Raw genomic sequence first — 24,922 nt, 5'->3', positions numbered from 1 at the left:
TGAGGACTATAGGCAAATATTTCATTTGCGCGCCTCCGCTATGCCATCCGCGAGTCCGGCGGCCCATTTGGTAATATCCCCTGCGCCGAGACAGATGATCATGTCCTTGGGTTGCGCTTCTTTGGCCAGCCGCGCCGCCAGAACCTCCGGATCCGCAACCGTTTCCGCCAGCCGGTGGCCGCGGGTCTTCAGCCCCTCGACCAGAGCGTCGCTGTCAATGCCCTCGATCGGGTCCTCGCCCGCCACATAGACGGGCGTGACAAACACCATGTCGGCATCGTTGAAGGCGCCCTGAAATTCTTCCATATGATCGCGCAGACGGGTGAAGCGGTGCGGCTGGACCACGGCAATGACGCGTCCCTCGGCACCTTCGCGAGCGGCCGCAAGCACCGCCTGAATTTCGACCGGGTGATGTCCATAATCATCAATAATGGTCACGCCATCAACTTCGCCGACCTTGGTGAAGCGCCGCTTGACGCCGCCGAAATGATCGAATCCCTGGACTATCTGCGCGTCGGTCATGCCCATTTCAAGACCGACTGCGATGGCGGCAATGGCATTTTGCACATTGTGCCGGCCCGGCATCGGCAAGGTGATCGCCTCGATGGTCCGGATTGCACCATCGCGGTCGCGAACCGCCACATCGAACCGATTGCCGCCAGGGATTGGCGTGACATTGGTGCCCTTGACATCGGCCAGGGCAGAGAATCCATAAGTGATGATCCGACGGTCGCGGATGCGAGGCAACAAGGCCTGGACTTCAGGATGGTCAATGCACAGGATCGCCGCGCCATAAAAGGGAACATTTTCGATAAATTCGAGAAAACTGTCCTTGATCTTGTCGAAACTGCCATAATGATCGAGATGCTCGGCATCGATATTGGTGACGACCGCAATCGTGCCGTCGAGCCGCAGAAAGCTGCCATCGCTTTCGTCCGCTTCGATCACCATCCACTCGCCGGCACCAAGCCGGGCGTTGGAGCCATATTGGTTGATGATGCCGCCATTGATCACGGTCGGATCAATGCCGCCGGCGTCGAGCATCGCCGCGACCATGGAGGTCGTGGTGGTCTTGCCATGGGTACCGGCAATCGCGATGGTCGATTTGAGCCGCATCAGTTCGGCGAGCATTTCTGCCCGGCGAACCAGAGGGATCCGGTTGGCCAGCGCCGCTTCCACTTCGGGATTGCCGCGCTTGACCGCTGTCGACGTGACCACCACGGCGGTGCCTTCGACATTGTCCGCACTATGACCGATTTTCACGTCAATGCCCTTGGCGCGCAAGCCTTCGACGACATAGCTTTCGGCGATATCGCTGCCCTGCACCTGATAGCCCATATTGTGCATCACTTCGGCGATACCCGACATGCCGATGCCACCAATGCCGACGAAATGGATCGTGCCGATATCGGTGCCGACGCCTTTCACTGTGCGATATCTTTCGCCAGTGCTTCCTTGCGGGAGGATATCATCTGCTGCTTTTCCTTCTTCACCTTCATCGTCTTGCCGAGCGGTGAGGCACCAATGCTTTCAATCAGATCCGCGAGATTACTTGCCGCGTCCGGGCGACCGCATTTCGCCGCGAAGCGCGCCGCATTTTCCAGTGCGCCGGGCTGCAGCGCCATTTTCTGCATCTGCTTGGCCAGCTCCTTGGCGGTGAAGCGCGACTGCGGGATCGCACGCGCGCCGCCGGAGGCGACCATTTCTTTGACATTATAGGTCTGGTGATCATCCATCGCGCTCGGCAGCGGAATCAGGATCGCAGGACGACCGGCGGTGGTCAGTTCGGCAATGGTCGAAGCCCCGGCCCGGCCAATCACCAGATGCGCCCAACCCAGGCGCTGCGGCAAATCCGGCAGATAGGTCGCCAGTTCCGCGGGAATATCATGTTCGGCATATTTCGCCCGGACCCGCTCGATATCGTCTTCGCGGCATTGCTGGGTGATCTGCAGGCGGCGGCGCAAATGCATCGGCAGCATCGCCATTGCATCCGGCACAACGTCGGAAAGGATGGAGGCACCTTGGCTTCCGCCGGTCACCAACACGCGGAAAACGCCTTCTTCGGACAAGGGTGGATAGGGTTCCTCCCGCAGCGCAACGACTTCTTCCCGCACCGGATTACCAACCAGATGGACCTTTTCCTGATATTTCGGCTTGATCCGCAAAACATCGGGATAAGCGGTGGCAATGGCATTGACCGAACGCGCCGCGAGCCGGTTGACTCGCCCCAATACTGCATTTTGTTCGTGCACGATCGTGGGAATATTCCGGCTGTTCGCAGCCAGCAGCGCCGGATAGGCCGGATAGCCGCCAAAGCCGATAATCGCCGACGGCTGGAATGTTTCATAAAGCTGCATCGCCATGCGGCGGCCCTTGAGAATGGCACGTGCGCCGCCCAGCCAGCTGCGCGGGTCTTTGGTGATCCGGCCGGCGGGCAGGACGTGGACCTGCCCTTCGTCGACCATGCCGGGGATTTTCTCGCCGCGTGCATCGGTGATCAGTGCCACCCGGTGGCCGCGCGAGACCAGTTCCCTCGCCAGCGCATAGGCCGGTATCATGTGGCCGCCGGTGCCGCCCGCTGCCAGCACATAATGTTTCGAAAAATTCATACCGCTATCCGTCCTCGCTCGGGCCAGGCCGAGACATATTGTGAGCGGTCAAGATACGGGTTCCGCCGAGTAAATGCGAGCAAAAGTCCAATACCGATACACAGCGCGAGAAAGGACGAGCCACCGTAGCTGATCAACGGCAGAGTCATGCCCTTGGAAGGGAAAAGCTGGAGATTCACCGCCATGTTGATCAGTGCCTGTCCGCCAAATTGAGCGGTCAGGCCGGATACGGCGAGAATGATGAAATTATCCTCTTCGTCGAGCAGCCGCAGAAAGACGCGGACGATGATCGCAAGATAGACGAGCGCGATGGCCATGCAGGCGAGCAGACCGAATTCTTCGCCAATCACCGAGAAAATATAGTCGGTATGCGCCTCCGGCAGCTTGAATTTGGCCGTCCCGAGCCCGGGCCCGGTGCCAAGCAATCCGCCACCGGTCAAGGCTTTGTGGGCAAACATCACCTGATCATATTCACCGCCCCCGAACAGCCATGCATTGATCCGCTGAGTCGCCACGGGATAGAGAAAATAGGCCCCGACCAGACCGCCAACACCCCCGAGACCAATCGCCGCGATCAGCCGCGCCGACAGACCGGAGACGGTCATCACCGCGAACCAGATGCCGCAGATCAGGATGGTCTCGCCCAGATTTGGCTGCATCATCATCAATATGGCGATCATCCCAGTCAGTACCACGGATAGCGAAATCACCGGCAAGGCCGGGTCCTTGATCCGCAGCGACAGCAGCCAGGCCAGCGCCACCGCGTAAAGCGGCTTGAGAAATTCGCCCGGCTGGATCGTGGCGAAACCATAGCCGATCCAGCGCCGGGCACCGTTGACGGTATTCCCGAAAACCGGGACCAGAAAAAGCAAAATAAAAGCAACGAGGGCGGCCAGGATAGCGAAGCGCCGGGCCTGTTCCTTTGGCAGCATCGATACCACCAGCATCATCGGGATACCGACGATCACCCAGCCAAGTTGCCGATAAAAATAATAGAGCGGCTCAACCGTGACCGCTGCGGTGCTGTGCTTCAGGGCCGTAACCGGTGACGCAGCGGCGATCGCGATCAAACCAATAGCGATCAGGGTCAGGATCAGTCCGAGCAGCACCCGATCGAGTTCCCAAAACCAGATTGCGAGTGGCGACCTGTCGCTGCGCCCAAGACGAGATTGCAACTGGAAGCGTTTCTTTTTAAGGCCACCGGCAATTTCCGGAAGCGAACTGGTCGTTCCGGTACCTGGTTCAGATGCGCTCATCGCTGTCCCTCCCCGCTTGCGGTACCAATCAGATCATTCTCGACCACCGAATTGACGGCGCAGCGAAAACAATTGCCGCGCGCTTCAAAGTCCCGGAACTGGTCGAACGAGGCACAGGCTGGCGACAGCAGGACCACTTCGCCGGGCCTGGCATTGGCCGCCGCCTGTTGCACCGCGGTCAGCATCATTTCACAGGATTCGACCGGGACATGATCAGCCAGCAATTTTCCGAACAAGGGCCCGGCTTCGCCGATCGTATAGGCGCGGACAACATTGTCGTAAAAGGGTTCGCACTCGGCCAGATTGTCGCTCTTGGGCAGGCCGCCCAATATCCAGTGAATTTTTGGATAGGCGCCAAGCGCCGGCCCGGTGGAAGCCGGATTGGTTGCCTTGCTGTCGTTGACGAACAGCACGCCATGGGATTCGGCAACGCGCTCCATGCGGTGAGGCAGGCCCGTGAAGGCTGCCAATGCCGGACGCCATTGCGCTTCGGCAATGCCCAAGGCCTCGACCGTGGCGATGGCGGCGATGGCATTCTGGAGATTATGGGGGCCTTGCAGCGATGGCCAATCCGGTTGCCCGGCAATCTCGACGGAACTGGTGTCGACGATATTTTGCACCCGGCCGAGATCGCGCAAGCCGTGCAGCGCCAATCGGGACTTTTCATCATTGCTGGCAAATATCGCCGTGTGATCCGACCCCAGCATGTCGAACAGGCGGGCTTTTGAAGCGGCATAGCCGTCAAACCCGTCATAGCGGTCGAGATGGTCGGGGCTGATATTGAGCAGCAGCGCGACATCGCAGTCGAGGCTGTTGGTCAGGTCAATCTGATAGCTGGACAGTTCCAGCACATAGACGCCGCCATCGGGCAATGGCTCCTGCGACAGGATCGGCACGCCGATATTCCCGCCCATCACGGTCGGCACGCCGGCACTGGCCAATATATGATGGACCAGAGCGGTGGTCGTCGACTTGCCGTTGGTGCCGGTGATGCCGACAACCCGGTGCGATGGTAGCGCAGACCGGGCCTGCGCAAAAAGTTCGATATCACCGATGATCGGCACGCCGTCGGCCTTTGCCTTTTGCGCAATCGGGTGACTGTTGAGCGGCACGCCGGGCGATACGACAATCGCGTCATAGCCGGTCAGATCCGATTCCAGCGGATCGGCAATCACGGCCTTGTCGGCTACGCTTGCGCGCAATTCTTCCCGATTGTCCCAGGCGAGCAATATTGCGCCGCTTGCGTGCAGACTTTCCAGCACCGCCATGCCGGAACGGGCCAATCCGAGAATGGCATAGCGCTTTCCGGCAAAGACGGGGGAGACTATCATCTGAGTTTCAACGTCGCCAATCCGGCGAGTGCGAGCACCAGACTGATGATCCAGAAGCGGATCACAATGGTGGATTCGGACCAGCCAAGCTGTTCAAAATGGTGATGGATCGGGGCCATACGAAACACACGGCGACCAGTGCGTTTGAAGAAGAAGACCTGAACGATGACCGAAACCGCTTCGAGCACGAACAAGCCGCCAACCAGCGCGAGGACGATTTCATGATGGATCGAAACGGCAATCGCACCAAGCGCGCCGCCGAGTGCCAGACTACCAGTATCGCCCATGAAAACGGCGGCTGGTGGTGCGTTGAACCACAGGAAGGCGAGGCAGGCACCAATCACACAGGCGCAGAAAATCGCCAGTTCGCCTGCTCCGCGTACGAACGGAATTCCGAGATATTCGGAGAAGACCGCATTGCCGGACAGATAGACGAGAACCAGAAAGGTGGCGCTGGCAATCACCACCGGCATGGTCGCCAGACCATCCAGCCCGTCGGTCAGATTGACCGCGTTGCCCGCACCAACAATCACGAACATGGCAAAGGGAATATAGAAATAGCCAAGGTCGATCTGCACGTCGTTGAAAAACGGGACGTAAAGGTTGGTGCCGATTTGCTGCACGATCAGCCATGTGGCGAAACCGGCGATGATAAATTCGAGCAACAGCCGGACGCGGCCCGGGATGCCCTTGTGGCTGGCTTTGCGGACCTTGTCATAATCATCCATGAAGCCAATGGCACCAAAACCGAGCGTGACGAATATGCACGCCCAGACGAACATATTGCTGAGATCCATCCACAGCAGCAGCGAAGTCACCACCGAAATCAGGATCATCAGTCCGCCCATGGTCGGCGTTCCCGCCTTTTTGAGATGCGTGACCGGACCGTCTTCGCGGATCGGTTGTCCCTTGCCCTGCCGCATGCGCAGCATGTTGATGAACTTGGGCCCGATCAGCAGGCCGATGAACAGCGATGTCGAGACAGCAGCACCGGAGCGAAAACTCAGGTACCGAAAGACATTGAAAATGCCTTCGAAATCAAGCCATTGGGCCAATAAATAAAACATCAATACTCCCCGCTTACCAACGCGGAAACCGCGGAGGAAAGCCCCAGATAATTTGACCCCTTGACCAGAAGGATGTCCCCGTCGCTGAGCAATTTTGCGACCTCGGTCAGCGCCTCCGAAGCATTGGTGGCATGTGACATTTTCACGCCCTGATCAAGGCCCTGTTCCAGTTTCGCGGCAGTATGTGCCATATCTTCGCCAACCAAAATGACTGCATTGACTCCGGACAGCAGAATATCGTCGGCCAATGCCGCATGGTAATGGGCAGATTGTTCACCCAGCTCACCCATTGCGCCCAGAATGACAATTTTTTGTCCGGCGCAAGCTTCGCTGGCAAAATGCTGCAATGTCGCCTTCATCGACGCCGGATTGGCATTGTAACTCTCATCGATAATCGTCGCCTTGCCGCCCGATTTCAGCGCAATGAAATGGCGGCGGCCGCGACCGTCAATGCCGCTCATTTCAGCAAGCGCCAGACCGGCAGATGCCAGATCGCCGCCGACGGCGCGCACTGCGGCGAGAATGGCCAGCGAATTGGATACCCAATGCAGTCCGGCCTCGGCGATTGTGAAGCAGAGGCTTTGATCACCCAGCTTCGCCGTGACCAGCGAGCCACCCCCGGGCGCTGCAACCACATCAATCGCGCGGACATCGGCGCCGGCTTCAAATCCAAAGGAGATCACATCGCCGGCATGGCGCTCGGCCTTCTTCCGCAACTGCGGACAATGTGGGCTGTCGTGCGGGATGATCGCCGTGCCGCCGGGCATCAGGCCTTCAAATATCTCGGCCTTGGCATCAGCGATGCCTGCCTCGCCATTGGGAAAATTGCCGATATGGGCTGGCGCGATGGCGGTAATGATCGCGGCATGCGGCCGCACCAGACGAGTGAGTGCCGACAGTTCGTTGGCATGGTTCATGCCCATTTCGAAAATGCCATATTTGGTGTCCGCCGGCATCCGCGACAGGCTGAGCGGGACGCCAACATGATTATTATAGCTTTTGACCGACCGGTGCGCCTTGCCGAAGGAACAGCGGTCGAGGGCTGCGTATAAGGCCTCCTTCGTGCCGGTCTTGCCGACCGATCCGGTCACCCCGATGATTTTCGCATCGGTGCGGGACCGCGACGCCCTGGCCAGCGCATCGAGCGCCTGGGTCGTGTCGGACACCAATATATGCGGCCCGTCGACGGCCTGGCTGACAATGGCGCCGGTAGCGCCGGAGGCAAAAGCCTGCTCGACGTGAAGATGACCATCGCTATGTTCGCCCTTCAAGGCAATGAACAGGTCGCCCGGACCAATTTCGCGCGAGTCAAAGGCGACTCCGTCTGCTGTAAAGGCGGCGCTGGCCTTTCCTGACGTGGCTGTCGCTATCGCGGCGGATGTCCATAGCGCGGTCATAATGGCTGCGCTCCGGCGCATTCTCTCGCGACTTCGACATCATCAAACGGGATCACCCGATCGCCAACAATCTGCCCCTGTTCGTGGCCTTTGCCGGCGAGCAGGATGATATCCTGCGGACCAGCCATGTCTATTGCCTTGGCAATGGCGGCACGTCGATCGGCCACTTCCTCGGCACCGATCGCTCCGGCCAGAATTTCCGCGCGGATGGTGGCCGGATCTTCACTACGCGGATTGTCATCGGTGACGATCACATGATCGGACATTTCCATGGCAATTTTGCCCATTTCGGGCCGCTTGCCCTTGTCGCGGTCGCCGCCCGCACCGAACAGCGTGATCAGCTTGCCGGTCACATGCGGCCGCAGCGCTTCAATCGCTGCCCGCAGAGCATCCGGGGTATGGGCATAGTCGACATAGACCGGTGCACCGGCGCGGGTGATGACCGCCCGTTCCATCCGGCCGCGCACCGGCTGCACCCGCTGCATATGATCGAAAATATTTTCCAACTGCCCGCCGGTGGCCAGCACGATGGCGGCCGCGCACAGGATATTCGCGGCCTGATAGGCACCGATCAGCGGCAGCGAAATGCGATGAGTATTGCCCTGCGCCTTGACCATCAGCACCTGACCCAAATGGGTCGGCGTCTGCGATACCAGCCTAAGCGTTGTGCCTTTTTCCCCGACCGTAAATAACTCCAGCTCGCGATCCATCGCCCGCTGGATCGCTTTTCCGGACCACGGATCATCATCGGCCCAGATGACAGCGGTTCCGTCACTCGAAACAACCTCGTCGAACAGCCGCATCTTGGCTTCGAAATAGCTGTCCATATCGCCATGATAGTCGAGATGGTCGCGACTCAAATTGGTGAAGGCGCCAATCTGCACCGGCAGACCTTCGGTGCGATATTGCGAGAGGCCATGGCTCGACGCTTCAAAAATCGCGTGGCTGACCCCTTCCCTGGCCAGACCGGACATATTGGAGAGAAAAGTGACAATATCGGGGGTGGTCAGTCCGGTCTTGACCTGATCATCAGCGGTGGTGACGCCAAGCGTCCCGATCGAGGCGCTATTATAGCCATCCATTCGCCACAGCTGACGGGTGAGTTCTGCAATCGATGTCTTGCCGTTGGTACCGGTAACTGCGGCCACATGCGTCGGTGTCGGCGTAAAATAGCGCGCCGCCATCTCGGCAAATAGACGCCGTGGCTCTTCATCGGCAATATGCACGGCACCTTCGACCTGCGCCTCCGGATGGGCGACAATGGCTATGGCTCCGGCGGCGACTGCCGCTTCTATGAAATCTTCGCCATTGAACTTTGCGCCCCGAAAAGCGCCGAAAATATTGCCGGGCGCAATCTTACGGTGATCAATGGCAAAGCCGGTGACCGTCTGCTCTCCAGCTTCCCCATCCAGTCCTGGTGTAAGATTACTCAATCTCATGGTTTTGCTCTTTGGACGTGTCTTTGGGTTTCCACAGCAGGGGTGTCAATTCCGACACATCAACATCGCGATGTTCATCGGGAATGACCCCGAGCATCGGACCGACACGGGATACCAGCTTGCTCACGACCGGCGCTGCGGTCCAGCCTGCGGTGCGCTGAAAGGATGTTTCCGCTGTTCCCTTTGGTTCATCGAGCATGGCGATAACGACATAGCGCGGATTGTCCATCGGGAAGGCCGCAGCAAAGGTCGATACCAGCGATGTTTTGTTATAACCGCCTTCCGAGGGTTTTTCTGCCGAGCCCGTCTTGCCGCCAATCCGGTAGCCCGGCGCATCGGCCTTGCGGCCGGTACCATCCGAAACAATCATCCGCAGCAACTGGCGCATGCGGGCGCTGGTCGCGGCCTTGAATACCCGCCGCCCCCTGGCTTCCTTTCCAGGCTCCACTTTCAGCAAGGTTGCCGGACGCCAGATGCCGCCATTGACCAGCGCTGCATAAGCACTGGCGAGATGGAGCGGAGTAACGGCTATACCATGGCCATAGGCAACGGTCATATTGGTGACCCGTCCCCAGTTTTGCGGCCAGAGCGGCTGACCCCTTTCAAACAATTCAATATGCGGCCGTTCGTCAAAGCCGAGGCGGCGGAACATATTTTCCATGGCTTCCTGACCCAGATTATCCGCTATCCGGGCAGTGACGATATTGGAACTGTGCACCAGGGTTTCCGGCACATTTAGCCAACGACCCTGACTGTGATCGTCCTTGATCGTAAAGCCGCCAATTTTGATCGGTTCCATCGCATTGTAACGCACCGCCATGTCGGTGACGGTGCCGGCGTCGAGTGCGGCGGCGATGGTTAGCGGCTTGAACGTCGAGCCCAGTTCGAACACGCTCTGGGTAACTTCATTATTCTGATGCTTCATCGTCGCCCGACGAATCTTGTTCGGATCGAACACCGGCAGCGAGGCCAGCGCCATGACTTCTCCGGTTTCAACATCCAATATGATCCCCGCAGCACCGCGTGCCTCGGTCATGATTATGGCATCCTGAAGCTCGCTCTCCAGCGCTGCCTGCACCCGGCTGTCGATCGACAATATCGCGGGTGTCGCGCGCAGATTCTTGTCGACAAGGCGCTTGTTGAGCGCGCGCTCCATACCCATCACACCGTCGCCGGCTGAATTGACATAACCAAGCACATGCGCCGCCAGTTCGCGCTGGGGATAGAGGCGTTCATCCTCGCGCGGAAATTCTATGCCGATTTCACCCAGCGCATGGATCTGCTTGACCTGTTCGGGCAACGCCCTGCGGCGGAGATAGGTAGGATGGGAACCGCTGAGCTTTTTCAGAAAATATGCTGCGCTCGTATCCGGAAAAATCGCGGCAAGTTGCCGCGCCAGAACATCCTTGTCGCCCAGCACCCGGGCTGGCACCACGCGAACCGCATAGCCCCGCATCGTCCGCGCCAGCGGAACGCCATTGCGGTCGACAATATCGCCCCGCGGCGGAATGAATGCGCTACTCGATGCCCGATTGGGTGCCGCGTCTTCGAGAATTGTGAGGCTTACCAATCGTCCGATAATGATCGCGAAGGCCGCCAGAAAAACCAAAAGCAAGATCATCAGTCGGAAATGAGCGCTGGCAGTTATTTCCTTGGCTTTTCCCGAAAATTGGACCTTCTTGCTGTTGGCGAGAAGGGTCGTCATTCGGCCATGCTTTCAATTTTTTCTGCTATCGCCTTTCGGCCAAGATCGCGGACGAGCCCATCATCGAGCAGCTTGTCTTCCATATGCGAGACCCGTGTGGTGCGATTTTGCGCTCCTCCCAATCCCTTGCCGGGTTCGGAGTCCATCACGGTGGGCGTGTAGCTTCGCCTGCTGCCGATCGCGCTGCCATCGTCATTCCGGTCTTGCGCCTTGGCCGTACCGAAAACCGAACCGATAATTCCGACCGGGCCAATATCTTCCATCGAGCTGATCACTGCAACCTGCATCGGTTTGCGCAAATCCTTGCCACCCAGATTGGCCAGCGCTCTCTCACCATCGAGATATTGCGAAGCGCGCGGCGACGCATAGCCAAATTCAAGCTTGTTCCATTCTTCCAGCTGCCGCAGATTGGCGCGGGCGCTAAATTCCGTTTCCAGATAGCGGATGTCTTTTTTGACCTCGACAATCCTGTAATCGGTGCGCGCAAGGTCGCTGCGCAAGGTCGCGACGCTGAGCGACAGCGGATAAAGCAGAATCGCCACCAGAAACACCAGAGCGAGCCAGCCCATGCCTTCGAGACGCTTGATTGCGAGCTTCACTGTCCATCACCATCGCTGGCAGGCGCATTGGTGCGCACCGCTGATCTAAGGGTGGCGGAGCGAGCTCGGGGATTAAGAGCCTGCTCCGCCCCGGCCGGACGCACCGCTTTGGCTGGTTTTTGAAAGGTGGGTGCCGGCCGTGTCTCGTTAACCTGGGGTAGATGGCGGGAGCCGGCAGACTTCTGCCCGCTGCGGTCCCGCAGAAAATTTTTGACGATGCGATCTTCGAGGCTGTGAAATGTCACAACCGCCAGACGGCCACCGGGCTGCAGCATTTTTTCTGCTGCGGCGAGACCGTCTTCGAGTTCGCCCAGTTCGCGATTGATATGAATGCGGATCGCCTGAAAAGTCCGGGTGGCCGGATCCTTCTTGTCGCCGGCGCGAAATCCCAGCGCCTTTCTGACCACCTGCGCGAGCTCGGACGTGCGGGTCAGCGGCCGCGCTTCGACAATCGCCTTGGCGATCCGCCGCGACCGGCGTTCCTCGCCATAGCGATAGATTACATCGGCAATCATCTCTTCATCGGCGTCGTTGAGAAAATCGGCCGCGCTCTCGCCATCACGGGCCATGCGCATGTCGAGCGGACCATCTTTCTGAAAGGAAAATCCGCGCTCTGCCTGATCCAGCTGCATCGACGACACGCCGATGTCGAGCGTAACGCCGTCAATATCTTCGTCGACCAATATCTCCGCCATCTCGGAATAGCGGGCATGGTGAAGGATCAGCTTGCCATTGGCATCGTCGACCATTTTCTGACCGGTGGCGATGGCATCCGGATCCTGATCAAAGGCATGAACAATCGCGCCTGCCTCAAGCATCGCGGCGCTATAGCCCCCAGCACCATAAGTGCCATCAACATGGGTCTCGCCGGGAATAATGGCGAGCGCGTCGATCACTTCATCGAGCAGGACAGGAACATGCCGTGCGGCTGCAGCAGGGGTCATTTCTGCTTCCCTCCGCTTTTCTGGCCAGCTTCTTTCAGAAGATGCTTCACAAGCCGCCGGTCGACCGGCACATCGTCGGTCGTTTCGAGCAATGCCTGGGGATTCCACAGGCAAAATGTCGTACCGATTCCATGGAACAGGACATTGCCGTCGATATTGCCGATTTCCATCAGATGTGGCGGCAGGATGAAGCGGCCACTGGTATCAAAGCTGAGGTCCTGTAGCGAAGAAAATTTCCGGGCGCCGGCAGCATCTTTGTCAAAACTGTCGCCAAGCGCGATCGCGGCTTCCCATTGCTTGTCAATTTCGTTGAGCATGTCGGCTTTGCGGCTGAGGCCGAAACCTACCAGGCAATCCCATTTTTCATGCGTGCCAAGACAGAGGATGCGGCCTTCGCTGCTTTCGACCAGATTTTTACGCAGGAAGGCGGGCACCGACAGCCGACCTTTGTCGTCTATCGTCGATATTGCAGAGCCTGAATATGCGTATGCACGTGACACAGCGAAAATCCCTCATCCCAATCAGGGTGATAATCTCCCCGATCCAGAAATGCGCTTGCCAACGCCCCCGAAAACAGAATCCCGGACAGGAAGAATACCCCGAATACAAAATTAGGGATATCAGGGGAATGTCGGGGATGGAAGGGGATTTTGCGGGACGTGACGGGTATGACGCGTTAACATGCTGTAATATATGCATTTAAATTTGCACCGAATTGACCACCAATCTGGACATCAGCATTTGTCATGCGAAATTGGCAAAAAACCGGCTATTTCTAGTGATCAGCGGCATCGATATGATCACGCACCAGAACGTCGATGAACCGGACTGCGCCACTTTTTTGTGGCGTCTTACGGGCTTCATTTATCCAAAATGCGGCGTTAAGGAAATCTGCATCCGCGACGATTGAGGCCTGTCCCTGCCCAATCGAACATTGAACGAAAAAATCACCGGCGCTCCAATCGCAGTGCACATCTGACACATCGCCTGCCTGCATCGGCTCGAGCTTTCCGACCCCTCGGGTAGCGAAGATATAGTCGCCAAAGCGCAAGTCGACGATATCTGCGGGATCGTCAGCGGCGGCGACCAGTTCCACCCCCCAGTGGCCAAGCAGAGGCGAGAGCAAGCCGCTTGCCAATGGCCGGCGCGGATCACCCAGCGGCAATGCGGACGGCCAGACCAGATCGGGGTCGGTGAGAATGATGACAGCGCCCCCGGCACGGACCCAGGCATCGAGATCGGTCAGATCGGCGGGGTCCATGGCGCGCGGCTGGGCAAGGATGACGATATCCGGATCTTGCTCGGCAAGATTTTCCAGACTGTCGACCGCCGCAATATCATATTGCCCCTGCCAGTAGCGGTAGATCGGCGCGGGCCCCGAACCACCGGAGAGGATCGATTCCATCGAAGCCCCCTCGCCCCAGACCAACGGCAGGCTGGTCATCAGCTGAATGCGGGGCTTGCTATGCGGATGATCGGGCGGGGAATCGGCGGCGGTGCATTGCGCCAGCGCCAAAAGCACCAACAGGGCCGACGGGAGCGTCTGCCAAAAGCCGGGCAACTAGCGCCGCTCCCGGTCCATCGGCGCATCGAGATTCGGGTCAGGCTTCAAATCCGGCACGGTCTGTCCCGGCAGATTGGCAGCAGGTTTTTGCGCTTCCGACTTCCCCGTCCCCGATGCCGGTGCCGGGGTGAGGCCCAATTCTGCCAGCGGTTCGGAGGGCTTTTCTTCCGGCTTGCTGGCGAGCGGAGGCGCAATGCCGGTTCCATCACCCTGCATTTCTTCCAGCACGGTCTGTTCATCGCTGGCCCGCTGAATCACGAAATTGGCGACGCTGACCAGCAGCAGCACAGCGGCCAGACCGACCACGCCGACCTGAATGCGCTGCATTGTGTCCTGTCGACTGGAATTTTGTGGCTTTTTATCCATTCTGGTCAAGCCACGGGAACACCGGCAGCCCTTTTTCCTTCAACCAGGCGGCGTTGTAGAGCGATGACAGATAGCGAAAACCGGTATCGCATAATATCGTCGCAACCCGGCTGCCTGGCCCCAGTTCCTTGCCCAGCGCGATCGCGCCAGCGACATTGATGCCCGATGACAGACCGAGGCACAGCCCTTCATCGATCAGCAGTCGCTCGACCCAGACCAAAGCTTCCTCATCGGAAATCCGGTATTGCCGGTCGATCGGCGCATCTTCCAGATTGCCGGTAATCCGGCCCTGACCAATGCCTTCGGCGACGCTATTGCCCTCGGACTTGAGTTCGCCATGGGCATAATATTCGTAGAGCGCCGCGCCATGCGGATCGGACAAGGCGATCGTCACCTTTTCATCTTTCGCCTTCAGCCCCATGCCGACGCCAGCCAGCGTGCCGCCCGTGCCGACGGCGCAGGTAAAGCCATCGATCTTGCCATCCATCTGCTCCCAGATTTCTTCGGCCGTCGTTTCGATATGGGCGCGGCGGTTGGCGACATTGTCAAACTGGTTGGCCCAGACCGCCCCTTCGGTCTCCTCGGCAATGCGCCGCGAAGTGTGCACGAAATGAGCGGGATTGGAATAAGGCGCAGCCGGGACGGTGATCAGCTCCGCGCCAAGCGCGCGCAGCGTATCCATTTTCTCGCGGCTCTGGGTTTCCGGCATGACGATGGTCGATTTATAGCCCTTGGCATTGGCGACCAGGGCAATACCGATCCCGGTATTGCCAGCGGTCCCCTCGACAATCCGTCCGCCGGGCTTGAGCAGCCCGCGTTGCTCGGCGTCCTGAATGATGTAGAGCGCCGCGCGGTCTTTGACCGAGGCGCCGGGATTGGCAAATTCGCACTTGCCGTAAATGTCGCAACCGGCAGCTTCGCTCGGGCCGGAGAGGCGGACGAGCGGCGTATTGCCGATCAGTTCGAGTGTGTTTGGAATGATGCTCATAGACCAATACATAGTGCGCGCGATTTCGCGCCGCAAGCTTGAAGCCTTTTCAGGGTCGATAACATTGCTTTAGTCGAGCATCCACGGCCTCGTTTCAGGAAAATTGCTGGTACGCGGCGGAAGATTATCATGCTAGGCCGATGGAAACTTCTGGCTAGAAATAAGGGATAACAGCATCGTGCTTGAGAAAAAATATGAATGTTTCGATGTCGAAATAGAAAATGGCATCGCCCATATCCGGATGAACCGTCCGGAAAAACTCAACAGCATGAACAGGGCATTCTGGAATGATTTGCCGGAAATCGTTGAAGACATCGATATCAATGCACGGGCGCGGGTCATTGTAATCAGCTCCACCGGGAAGCATTTTTCCGCTGGCATGGACCTGTCCGTTTTCGCACCGCAACCCAACAACAAGATCGACGGAGCGGACAAGCATGTGATCGCGGAAATGTTCCGTTCCAACGTCAAACGTATCCAGCATAGTTTCAACGCCTTGGAAGAGGCCCGCATACCGGTATTGTTCGCGCTTCACGGTGGCGTCATCGGCGGTGCGATCGACATGATCAGCGCGGGTGATATCCGCTGGTGCACCAAGGATGCGATATTTTGCATCCAGGAAACCAACATCGGCATGACCGCCGACGTCGGTACCTTCCCGCGCCTGCAACGCTATATTCCCGAAGGCTGGGTCAAGGAAATGGCCTATACCGGCCGCCGGATCGACGCCGCAAAGGCGAAGGAAATCGGCTTGGTCAATGATGTGTTCGAAACGCAGGAAGAGTGCCTAGCCCATGTCATGGCAACCGCCAAGGAAATCGCGTCGAAATCACCGCTGGCGGTCACCGGCTGCAAGGTGCTGATAAATTACGGCCGCGATCATAATACGGCGGATACGCTGGACTATATCGGCGTCTGGAACGCCGGCATGTTCCCGCCTTCGCATATTCAGGAAGCGGTCGCGGCGATGGGCGAGAAGCGCGAGCCGGACTTTCCCGATCTATTGCCGCTCAGAACCAAAGCGCTCTAGTTTCGCGCGCGCGAACCATCGATGATAAATTTTGTATATGCCCTGATCCCAGTGGTCCTGATCACCGCATTGGGCTGGCTGCTGGCGCACAGGAATTTTCTGGCCGCTGACGGATGGCGCGCGATCGAAAGACTGGTCTATTTCATATTTTTCCCGGCGTTGATCATCAATGTTCTGGCCAGCGCATCTTTCGAAGTCGCGCCATGGGCAATGATCTTTGTGCTGATTGGCTCGCAATTGACGCTCGCGACGTTGGGCCTTTTTGCCAAACGTGCCGATGACGGACCGCGCAAGGGGTCGATCATCCAGTCCAATGTCCGCTGGAACACCTTCGTTGGCCTGTCCATTGCCAGCGCCCTGTTCGGCGAAGCCGGACTCGCCCTGATGGCCATCGCGGTCGCGGTCCTGACGCCGACGGCCAATGTCATTTCGGTGCTGGCACTGACCCATTTCGCCGAAGATAACGGCGAGAAAAAGCCGCATGTGGTGATGGATATGATCCGCAATCCGCTAATCATCGGTTGCGTGATCGGCATCGCGCTCAATCAGTTGGGCATTGCTCCGACCGGCATTGCCGAGAAAACCCTCGATATATTGGGCCAGGCCACGCTTGCCCTTGGCCTACTGGTGGTTGGCGCGGCGGTTGATCTGGAGGCTTTTAAACGGGCGGGGCACACCACTTTGACTTGGTCAGCGGTGCGCTTGCTCGGCTTGCCGCTCGTGGCCTTGGCTGTGGGACTATTGCTCAATCTTCCGGTAGACAGCCTGGCAATTGTGGTGATCGCCGCTGCCACACCGACCGCGAGCAGCGGCTATATATTGGCGCGCCAACTGGGTGGCGACGCCACTCTATCCGCCAATCTGATCGCGGTGCAGACGGTGTTTTCGGTACTGACCATGCCCGCGATCTACGCCCTCTATTTGCTGACGCTAGGCTGAAAAGCCCGCTTCACCGCATCTAGCTCAAGTCAAATTTCTCCGGCACCAGTTTCGCCAATATTTTGTCGCAGCCTGCGTTGTTGCGCTGGAAACAGTCATGCGCTCGCATCGCCTGATAATGGGCGACCAATGCCGGCCAGCGGGATTTGTCGGGTAGACCGGCGAGCATGTCGGTCTGGGCGATTTGTGCGGCGACCGCTATATCGGCGATGGTGATCGTATCGCCGATAAAATAGGCGCGGCCATCGAGCTGCCCTTCGAGATAGTCATAAAGCGGCGGCAGCTTTTCATTCCAGGTCTTGCGCGCGGTCTCGAGATCCGGCTGCTTGCGCTGGAACAGGTTGAAGATGATCGGCCGGAACAGACCCATGCCGCCAGCCATTGCCATGCCGGTATCGGCATATTCCTCGAGCCACAGCGCCCGGCCATGGTCGAATGCATCGGCAGGATAGACCGCCGGTTCCGGCTGCCGCTTTTCCAGATAGCCGCAAATCGCCGAGCTGTCGGTGATCGTTCCGGCGGGACCATCTTCGGCGATTTCCCGGTCACGCAGCGAGGGAATGCGGCCGAGTGGGCTGATTTCCATATACCAGTCGGGCATGGCCATGACACTGACATCCTCGCAGTCATAATCCAGCCCCTTGAGCGCCATCACCGCCTCCACCTTGCGCTGGAAGGGAGACAGAGGCGAGCCGTAGAGGATAAGGGATGCGGTCATGAATGGGGAGTCTCCGGTATGATGGGGTTTTTAGTAAGAAAATGTCTGGCCGACGGTGGCCTCCGAGAGGGCCCATAGCTTCTCGGCATTGCCGGGATCAACCGCATAGGAACGGACGCTGCCGCTCGGGTCATCATCATCGACGGCTGCGACATGGCAGTCTTCGAGATAGACGCCGCCGCGGCCTGCAAGCTCCGGCGCGGTTGCGGCGTAGCAGCTGGTCGCGGCACCCTGCTCCACCGTCTTGAAGGTGAAGTTCTCTCCGGCATTGTCTTCCATCCGCTTCAGCAGCGTCGCAATATCCTCCTCGGTCAGATGGCGGCCAAGATTGGTCTGGATGCCGCCGGGGTGGACAGCCAGAGAATGGACACCCTTGCCCGCCAGCCGTTTTTCCAGACCGACGCTGAACATGATATTGGCAGTCTTCGCCTGACCATAGGAGAGCCATTTGTCATAGTCGCGCGATTCAAAATGCGGGTCGTCAAAATGGACGGTATCGAAATGATGGCCGCGTGAACTGAGATTGACGATGCGGGCATCCCCACTGTTTTTTGCCGCTTTGAGAAGGGCTGGCATCAGCAGATTGGTCAGCAGGAAATGGCCGATATGATTGGTACCGAACTGCAACTCCAGACCATCGCCGGTGGTCATATGCGGAGAAGCCATCACCCCGGCATTGTTGATCAGCAGATCAATCCGGTCATGCTGAACGAGAAAAGCCTCGGCAAAAAACTGGATGCTGGCCATCTTGCCCAAATCGCATTCCATCAGTTCGATATCGGCGTCAGGGACGGAGGCTTTGATTGCCACCACCGCAGCCTCGCCCTTGGCCATATCGCGCACCGGGATGACAATATGCGCGCCCTTCGCCGCCATCGCCCGCGCGGTTTCCTGACCAAGGCCGGATGCGCCGCCGGTGATGACCACGAGCTTGCCCGACAGGTCGATGCCGTCGAGCACTTCGTCCGCAGTGGTGGTAGCTCCGAAATTGTCGCGGCTGGTCATGCAGGTCTCTCCTTAATATCGGGTGCTTCATGGCCGTTCAATCGACCAATGAAAAGCCACAATCATCCCGTCCTGCGGGAAGAATAGTGGCCCTAGTAAGGCATCGACCGGTTTGACTTGCGAAGCCATCAGATTATCTAGATATTTCAAGAAAGCAAATGGGAGAGAGAAAAATGATATCGAACCTGTTCAAGGAATGTCTGGCCGACGTCTATCACGGAGAAGTAACCGGCGAGACCGCGTTCGGGAATATGCTCGGCTCAGCTGAAAGCGCCGAGCAATCCTATATTATTGGGACGCTGTTCCAGTTTGAAACCGAGGGTAAAACAATCCTGCGACCGCTTCTTGCCCGATGCGGATTGTCGATTCAGGAAGATGATGAAGCCCGTGCAGGCGGCAAAGCGGCCAGCGAGCAAATGAACGCCCTGCCCTGGTCCCAACGCTTTGCAGCACTTCATGACCTGGTGAAGGCAAATTTTCTACCGCGCTATGAAGAGCTTGCAGCCCTGGTCTCTGCCGAAGAAGACCCCGAAGCCGCACGCATTGCAACATTCATGGGCGAGCATGAACGGGCATTGCTGGAATTGTCGGCGAATATTGTCGCCGGTACACCGGACCCCGCGGCACCGGTGGCAGCATTGCTCCATCATCCCTTGCCGCAGCCCGGTTGAACCGGATTGGGCTAACGGCTCCCACAGCCCGGCACCGTCTTCACCCGCCATGCCTGCAATTTATAGCAAAATTCGCTCGGCTTGCCGATTCAGCGCAAATTTGGATTGATATATTATATCATAACTCCTACTTGGCCCGCAGAAACTGATTCTCCCCCCTCTTGCCATATGAGTAACCGCGTGAAAAAACTGCTGCTGATTACCGCCGCCGCTCTTGCCATTCCCGTTGCCCCTGCCGCCGCCCAGAGCGCCGAACCCGGCGATACCGCCCAGCCCGATGATGACTTTCATGGCGAGGACAGCAAGGAGATTGTCGTCACCGCCCGCTACGTCAAACAGCTTGATATTCTCGCCGGCACATCGGTGTTGTCGGGCGAGGACCTGGCGCAGGATTTGCGCGGCCAGATTGGCGACAGCCTGACCAGCATGGCCGGGATCAGCGCAACCAGCTTTGCACCGGGCGCCTCCCGCCCCGTATTGCGCGGGTTTCAGGGTCCGCGCGTGCGGGTGTTGACCGACGGGATCGGCTCGCTCGATGCGTCCAACACCTCGGTCGATCATGCGGTTGCGATTGATCCGCTCACCGCCCAGCGCGTCGAAGTGCTGCGCGGGCCGGCGGTTTTATTGTTCGGCGGCGACGCGATTGGCGGCGCGGTCAATATTATCGACAAAAGAATTCCGCGCGAGGTCCCGGAAGCACCGTTCCATCTTGATGCGCTGGCCGGCTATGGCAGCGCCGCCAATGACCGCAGCGCCGCCGGTTCGCTCGACGTGCCGCTGACCTCCCATCTGGTCTTCCATGTCGATGGCAGCGTGCGCAAGACCGATGATGTCAAGATTGGCGGCTATGTGCTCTCCCCTGCCCTGCGCGGAGAATTGCTCGACGCGGCCGCGCTCGCAGCAGACGGCGGCGATGCCGCCGGAGCCGCCCAGTTGACCGACCGCGCCAATCTCAGCGGCACGGTACCCAATACCGCGAGCCTGACCAAAACCGCCGCTGCCAGCCTTGCCTATATCGGCGATGGCGGCAGTATCGGTTTTTCGGTCAGCCGCTATGAAAGCGATTATGGCGTGCCCGAGCGGCCGGGTCTAGACACCGGCCCGCAAGCGCCACCGGTGACCATCGGCCTCAAGCAAAACCGCGCCGACCTGCGCGCCTCGGCTGATCTGCCGGGCTTTTTCGAGAATCTCACCCTGCGCGCTGGCTATTCCGACTATCAGCACACCGAATTTGAAGGGTCGGAGGTCGGCACGATCTTCAAGGTGAAGGGCGTCGAAAGCCGGCTTGAACTTACTCAGGCGGCCCGCGGCGGCTGGCGCGGAGTAGTCGGCGCGCAATTGCTCGCCCGCGATTTCAACGCGATCGGCGAAGAAGCCTTTGTCCCCAAGAACAGCATCGAAAGCGCCGCGATCTTCACGCTGCAGGAACTGGAACTGGGTGAGCTGCAGCTGGAAGGCGCAGCCCGGTTCGACCAGACCGCAATCCGCGCACCGGTGATCATTTTTGACCGCAGCTTCGGCACCTTCTCGGGCGCCTTTGGTGTCGCCTATGTACCCGGCGAAGCGGACCTGAAATTTGGTATCAACCTGTCGCGTTCGGCGCGGGCACCGTCTGCCGAAGAGCTGCTGTCCAACGGTCCGCATGTCGCGACCGAGGCGTTTGAAATCGGCAACCCCGATTTCACCACCGAGAAAAGCTGGGGCGGCGAGCTTTATGCGCGCTATGATGACAATATATATGCGGTCAGCGCGACCATCTACGGCAACCTGTTTTCCGACTATATTTTTGAAGCAGAAACCGGTGCAATCGAGGATGGCCTGCCGGTCTTCCAATATTTCCAGCAGGACGCGACCTATTATGGCTTTGAACTGTCGGGCTCGGCCAAATTTACGACCCTTGGTGACTTTGACCTGACCGCCAATATGGTGTCCGATCTGGTCCACGCCAATATCGACTCAAATGCCGCTGGCAGCGGCGGCCCGATCCCGCGCATTCCGCCATTCCGCCTGCTCGGAGGGCTGGAGGCGAACAGCGATTATTTCGACCTGCGCGGTGAAGTAGAATGGTCGGCCAGCCAGAATCGCGTTGCGACATTCGAAACTTCGAGCGACAGCTTCACGATGGTCAACGCCTCGGCGGCCTGGCGTCCGTTTGGCAAGGGCGGCAACCTCACCCTGCTGGCCTCGGCCAATAATATCTTTGATGTGAACGCCCGCCGTCATGCGTCGTTCACGAAAGACTATGTACCGCTGTCCGGTCGTGATATTCGCGTCAGTGCGAAGTTCAGTTTTTAGGATATTTTGAAATGCAGAAAATTACCGCAGCGATCTTGATTTCTACCATGGTTTTGCTGAGCGCCTGCGCCACCGTCAAGGGTGTCGGTCGCGATATTGAATCGGTTGGCAAAGCTGGCCAGGAAGCCATTGACTGATGGCGCCCCTGTCTATCTGAATCATCGATCCGCACCGAATGTGGTGGCTATTGGCGAACCGCGTCAGCCAGCCCCGCCTTTGGTCGACTCGGCAATCAGCACTGACCTGCCGGCAAGCTAAAGTCCTGCACGAGACTGTCGGTGTGACAATGGCCCAGAGCAGCGTCGACCCAATTCTGATGTCCGGCCGTTGCCAACATCGTCATTTTCGATTTTGCTTCGCTGACGCCTCTTCCGAGAGACCAGATTGATGCAATTTGCTCAGCATCCTGATAGCTATAACCCGTGTCCGACCATTCACATTGATTGCCGGCCTGACGGCTGGATCTTAGAATCGCGGGAATATTCCATCCCAATCCGTTGAGAATTTTATTGCCGATCAAGGCCTTGCTCTGACCGACATCAACGCGCCAGAATTTTGCCAGCAGGGTCGCGTCGCAATAGGTGAAGATTGAAGCTGCGAATATGCCGTTGGCCTGCTCCGCATTGTCTTGCACCGGATAGGATTGTGACACGGCAACTGGCATTGCGCCGCATCCCATATCAGGGCTCGCGTCGCCGGGCCTGAAACCGCATTCCTGAATGCTTCTGGCCAAGTCATCGGTACTGGGCACAGCAGGATAGCCAGGGAATGGCAGCGTCCTGCATTCATTCTGTGCAATATCCATCGCACCCTGAAACCCCCATTTGTCCTGCATGCCGGGGTAGGACATCGTATTTTCCAGACAGACAATATAGTTCAGAACATCGGGATTTTGCGAGCTGGTCACATAGCGCGCATCTGCGGCTGAATAATTGGCTTGCGCAAAAGCTACTGGTGCAAAAACCGTTGATAAAGCCGTGGTCAAAATCAGACCGATGACCTGTCGGTTGGATCGGCGCTTCTCTTCCATCATAGCCATGATATTCTCCCCAAAATCCCCCATCTTCCAGCCAGCGCCGCAACTGGATTCAGCACGACGGTTTGCCTGCAATCGCTATCGCTCTGATCATCCGGGCAGAGCAACCCCGACGACATCATATCCGTCAACTGATCAGTCGCAATAGCCGGCATCGATGCTGCCATCGGGCAATGTGGTGCGACAGGTGTTTGCATCTTCCAGATCGGCACCGGTGGCACCGGTCAGATTTGTATCGGTAAGATAGGTACCGTTGAGATTGGACCAGTGAATGTCCCAGTTCCCATATTTGGTTCCGGTCAGATCCGCGCTTTCCATATGCGCTCCGGTCAGATTGCTGCCACGCAAATCAGCGCCGTGCATCCGCGCGCCCTTGAAACTGGCTTGATAAAGAAACGCGCCCTTCAAATCTGCACCGGTTAGATCCGCTCCATCCAGATTTACCGTTGGGTCGTCTACGCTATATTCCTGTTCAGCGAAAAGCAGCGTCAGATCAGCACCGGAAAGATCGCAGCCAGGACAGGAACGCGTGTCTTTCAGTTGCTGCACATGCGCCGGGTTTGCCGCCATCACCGGTACCGAACATAATGCCGCTGCCAGCCATACCGACGCGAAGCCGCCTCGTCTCAGGTTTTTCGATTGTGTCATGCTAATCCCCCTGTTGGTGCACTTCCCTATTCTCAGTCCAAGAAGCAGTGCCCATCGGACCATAGCCCTGTTTGGCACGGAAACGCCAAATCATTCTGCATAAATGCTGCTGCGGCATCCTCGCACCCGCTTTGGGGAACCGAAAGCCCTGCAGGCAAGGCAGGGTTTATTGGCTGACGATTTTACGTTTCTTGCGATCGGTGAACCACATGATCAGCAGTGAGACTTCGTAGAGCAGGATCAGCGGAATCCCCAGCATCAGCTGCGACACCACGTCGGGCGGGGTCAGGATCGCGGCCAGCGCGAAAGCCCCGACAACCATATAGCGGCGTATGCCCTTCAGCTGCTGGCGAGTCACAATGCCTGCCCGGTTGAGCAGCAGCAGCAGCACCGGCAGCTGGAAACAGACCCCGAACGCGAGAATGAACTGCATCACCAGCGAGAGATAGTCGCCCATCGCGGGCAAGGCTTCCTGTTGCAGGCCGCCGACCGGCCCCTCAAATCCCAGAAAAAATTTGAACGCGGTCGGCATGACGATGAAATAGGCGAGCGAGGCGCCGGCCATGAACAGCAACGGCGTGGCAATGAGAAACGGCAGAAAGGCCTTTTTCTCTTTGGCATAGAGGCCCGGCGCGACAAAGGCCCACAGCTGGTTGGAAATGATCGGAAAAGCGAGGAAAAAGGCCGCGAACATCGCCACCTTGATCTCGACGAAAAAGGCTTCGTAAAGCTTGGTATAGATCAGCTTGCCTTCGCCGGCCGGAAAGGCATCGGTTAGCGGCTGGACCAGAATGCCGAAAATCTGGTCGGCGAAAAATATGCTGATCAGAAAGGCCACGGTCAGCGCAGCCACCGACCAAAGCAATCGCTGGCGCAGCTCGATCAGATGTTCGATCAGCGGCGCCTTGCTTTCATCAAGACCCGGCTTGCTTTGATCGTTCATGGCTTGGCATCGCCTGCGGGCGGCAGATCTGGCCGGTCGTCTATCGGGTCTGATGGGTCGGACTTGTCCGCGGGCGGTCCGTCCAGCGGCTCCATCCTTGGCTCTTGCGCCGCAGCGTCGTCAGCAAGAGAGGCATCGGGAAGCGCCGGATGCTCGCTCATGATCCGGTCATTCTCCGCAGCCCATTTCTTTTCCATTTCCTGAAGCTCGGCTTCGCGGACCATGGCATCAAGACCGGTGCGGAAATTGGCCATGACGCCGCGCGCCTTGGCCATCCATTTGCCTGCGGTCGCCAGCGCGCGCGGCAATTCCTTCGGCCCGATGACGACAGTGGCAATGATCGCGATAATCGCGATCTCGGATATCGAAAGG

At 58.3% G+C, this 24,922-nt stretch carries 25 protein-coding genes; 5 read left to right on the top strand and 20 right to left on the bottom strand.

Annotated elements, in window-relative coordinates; all coding sequences use genetic code 11:
- Window positions 1-21 precede the first annotated feature (21 nt).
- The 14 genes from murC to V7665_RS05475 all read right to left on the bottom strand — a co-directional run bounded on the left by murC (window position 22) and on the right by V7665_RS05475 (window position 15,265).
- Entirely contained in the window at window positions 22-1,428 is a 1,407-nt protein-coding gene (gene murC, locus V7665_RS05540; protein WP_335663542.1) for a UDP-N-acetylmuramate--L-alanine ligase, read from the bottom strand.
- Window positions 1,425-2,609 carry an undecaprenyldiphospho-muramoylpentapeptide beta-N-acetylglucosaminyltransferase gene (gene murG, locus V7665_RS05535; protein ID WP_335663541.1) on the bottom strand — a complete coding sequence of 395 codons (1,185 nt, stop codon included), beginning with the start codon at window positions 2,607-2,609 and terminating at the stop codon, window positions 1,425-1,427. The genes murC and murG overlap by 4 nt, the downstream gene beginning before the upstream one ends.
- A complete protein-coding gene (locus V7665_RS05530; protein WP_335663540.1) occupies window positions 2,606-3,865 on the bottom strand; it encodes an FtsW/RodA/SpoVE family cell cycle protein in 1,260 nt (419 codons plus the stop codon). Before V7665_RS05530 ends, murG begins: the two co-directional genes overlap by 4 nt.
- Window positions 3,862-5,196 (bottom strand): UDP-N-acetylmuramoyl-L-alanine--D-glutamate ligase, encoded by a 1,335-nt coding sequence (gene murD, locus V7665_RS05525; RefSeq protein ID WP_335663539.1) that lies wholly within the window; start codon window positions 5,194-5,196, stop codon window positions 3,862-3,864. The genes V7665_RS05530 and murD overlap by 4 nt, the downstream gene beginning before the upstream one ends.
- The gene (gene mraY, locus V7665_RS05520) at window positions 5,193-6,263 is read right to left on the bottom strand and encodes a phospho-N-acetylmuramoyl-pentapeptide-transferase (RefSeq protein ID WP_335663538.1); all 1,071 of its coding nucleotides are present in this window, start codon (window positions 6,261-6,263) and stop codon (window positions 5,193-5,195) included. The genes murD and mraY overlap by 4 nt, the downstream gene beginning before the upstream one ends.
- Entirely contained in the window at window positions 6,263-7,660 is a 1,398-nt protein-coding gene (locus tag V7665_RS05515; protein WP_335663537.1) for a UDP-N-acetylmuramoyl-tripeptide--D-alanyl-D-alanine ligase, read from the bottom strand. Before V7665_RS05515 ends, mraY begins: the two co-directional genes overlap by 1 nt.
- A complete protein-coding gene (locus V7665_RS05510; protein ID WP_335663536.1) occupies window positions 7,657-9,099 on the bottom strand; it encodes a UDP-N-acetylmuramoyl-L-alanyl-D-glutamate--2,6-diaminopimelate ligase in 1,443 nt (480 codons plus the stop codon). The genes V7665_RS05515 and V7665_RS05510 overlap by 4 nt, the downstream gene beginning before the upstream one ends.
- Complete coding sequence (locus V7665_RS05505; protein ID WP_335663535.1) at window positions 9,086-10,804, bottom strand: peptidoglycan D,D-transpeptidase FtsI family protein; 1,719 nt, start codon at window positions 10,802-10,804, stop codon at window positions 9,086-9,088. The genes V7665_RS05510 and V7665_RS05505 overlap by 14 nt, the downstream gene beginning before the upstream one ends.
- Entirely contained in the window at window positions 10,801-11,403 is a 603-nt protein-coding gene (locus V7665_RS05500) for a hypothetical protein (protein ID WP_335663534.1), read from the bottom strand. Before V7665_RS05500 ends, V7665_RS05505 begins: the two co-directional genes overlap by 4 nt.
- Window positions 11,400-12,347 (bottom strand): 16S rRNA (cytosine(1402)-N(4))-methyltransferase RsmH, encoded by a 948-nt coding sequence (rsmH, locus tag V7665_RS05495; protein ID WP_335663533.1) that lies wholly within the window; start codon window positions 12,345-12,347, stop codon window positions 11,400-11,402. The genes V7665_RS05500 and rsmH overlap by 4 nt, the downstream gene beginning before the upstream one ends.
- Window positions 12,344-12,847, bottom strand: a complete 504-nt coding sequence (locus V7665_RS05490; RefSeq protein WP_335663532.1) for a division/cell wall cluster transcriptional repressor MraZ — start codon at window positions 12,845-12,847, stop codon at window positions 12,344-12,346. The genes rsmH and V7665_RS05490 overlap by 4 nt, the downstream gene beginning before the upstream one ends.
- Window positions 12,848-13,122: 275 nt before the next feature.
- Complete coding sequence (locus V7665_RS05485) at window positions 13,123-13,908, bottom strand: Gldg family protein (protein ID WP_335663531.1); 786 nt, start codon at window positions 13,906-13,908, stop codon at window positions 13,123-13,125.
- Window positions 13,909-14,238, bottom strand: a complete 330-nt coding sequence (locus V7665_RS05480) for a hypothetical protein (protein ID WP_335663530.1) — start codon at window positions 14,236-14,238, stop codon at window positions 13,909-13,911.
- Window positions 14,239-14,269: 31 nt separating this feature from the next.
- Window positions 14,270-15,265, bottom strand: coding sequence for a cysteine synthase A (locus V7665_RS05475; protein WP_335663529.1), 996 nt, complete (start codon window positions 15,263-15,265; stop codon window positions 14,270-14,272).
- A gap of 178 nt (window positions 15,266-15,443) precedes the next feature.
- On the opposite strand from V7665_RS05475, the gene V7665_RS05470 reads away from it, so the two are divergent.
- Both V7665_RS05470 and V7665_RS05465 read left to right on the top strand, forming a co-directional pair.
- On the top strand, window positions 15,444-16,295 hold the full coding sequence (locus V7665_RS05470) for a crotonase/enoyl-CoA hydratase family protein (RefSeq protein ID WP_335663528.1): 852 nt from the start codon (window positions 15,444-15,446) through the stop codon (window positions 16,293-16,295).
- Between the two features lie 21 nt (window positions 16,296-16,316).
- Window positions 16,317-17,234 carry an AEC family transporter gene (locus V7665_RS05465; protein WP_335663527.1) on the top strand — a complete coding sequence of 306 codons (918 nt, stop codon included), beginning with the start codon at window positions 16,317-16,319 and terminating at the stop codon, window positions 17,232-17,234.
- 19 nt (window positions 17,235-17,253) lie between these two features.
- On the opposite strand, the gene V7665_RS05460 is transcribed toward V7665_RS05465, so the two are convergent.
- Together V7665_RS05460 and V7665_RS05455 are read right to left on the bottom strand one after the other, a co-directional pair.
- Window positions 17,254-17,952 carry a glutathione S-transferase family protein gene (locus V7665_RS05460; protein ID WP_335663526.1) on the bottom strand — a complete coding sequence of 233 codons (699 nt, stop codon included), beginning with the start codon at window positions 17,950-17,952 and terminating at the stop codon, window positions 17,254-17,256.
- A gap of 30 nt (window positions 17,953-17,982) precedes the next feature.
- A complete protein-coding gene (locus V7665_RS05455; RefSeq protein ID WP_335663525.1) occupies window positions 17,983-18,957 on the bottom strand; it encodes an SDR family NAD(P)-dependent oxidoreductase in 975 nt (324 codons plus the stop codon).
- 158 nt (window positions 18,958-19,115) lie between these two features.
- On the opposite strand from V7665_RS05455, the gene V7665_RS05450 reads away from it, so the two are divergent.
- The 3 genes from V7665_RS05450 to V7665_RS05440 all read left to right on the top strand — a co-directional run bounded on the left by V7665_RS05450 (window position 19,116) and on the right by V7665_RS05440 (window position 22,060).
- Window positions 19,116-19,628, top strand: a complete 513-nt coding sequence (locus V7665_RS05450; RefSeq protein WP_335663524.1) for a hypothetical protein — start codon at window positions 19,116-19,118, stop codon at window positions 19,626-19,628.
- A 180-nt stretch (window positions 19,629-19,808) separates the two neighbouring features.
- On the top strand, window positions 19,809-21,923 hold the full coding sequence (locus V7665_RS05445) for a TonB-dependent receptor (RefSeq protein WP_335663523.1): 2,115 nt from the start codon (window positions 19,809-19,811) through the stop codon (window positions 21,921-21,923).
- A gap of 47 nt (window positions 21,924-21,970) precedes the next feature.
- Window positions 21,971-22,060, top strand: coding sequence for an entericidin A/B family lipoprotein (locus V7665_RS05440; protein WP_442955178.1), 90 nt, complete (start codon window positions 21,971-21,973; stop codon window positions 22,058-22,060).
- Window positions 22,061-22,155: 95 nt separating this feature from the next.
- Here the strand turns inward: V7665_RS05440 and V7665_RS05435 are convergent, their stop codons facing one another.
- From V7665_RS05435 to tatB, 4 genes are all read right to left on the bottom strand, one after another.
- Window positions 22,156-22,962: a hypothetical protein gene (locus tag V7665_RS05435; RefSeq protein WP_335663521.1), complete on the bottom strand. Its 807-nt coding sequence runs from the start codon at window positions 22,960-22,962 to the stop codon at window positions 22,156-22,158.
- Window positions 22,963-23,094: 132 nt separating this feature from the next.
- Window positions 23,095-23,607 carry a pentapeptide repeat-containing protein gene (locus tag V7665_RS05430; RefSeq protein WP_335663520.1) on the bottom strand — a complete coding sequence of 171 codons (513 nt, stop codon included), beginning with the start codon at window positions 23,605-23,607 and terminating at the stop codon, window positions 23,095-23,097.
- 166 nt (window positions 23,608-23,773) lie between these two features.
- Window positions 23,774-24,550, bottom strand: a complete 777-nt coding sequence (tatC, locus tag V7665_RS05425; protein ID WP_335663519.1) for a twin-arginine translocase subunit TatC — start codon at window positions 24,548-24,550, stop codon at window positions 23,774-23,776.
- Entirely contained in the window at window positions 24,547-24,915 is a 369-nt protein-coding gene (gene tatB, locus V7665_RS05420; RefSeq protein WP_335663551.1) for a Sec-independent protein translocase protein TatB, read from the bottom strand. The genes tatC and tatB overlap by 4 nt, the downstream gene beginning before the upstream one ends.
- Window positions 24,916-24,922 lie beyond the last annotated feature (7 nt).

It is taken from the genome of Parasphingorhabdus sp. (assembly GCF_036964675.1).
GTDB lineage: Bacteria > Pseudomonadota > Alphaproteobacteria > Sphingomonadales > Sphingomonadaceae > Parasphingorhabdus.
This window is presented reverse-complemented; position numbering and strand designations above follow the sequence as displayed.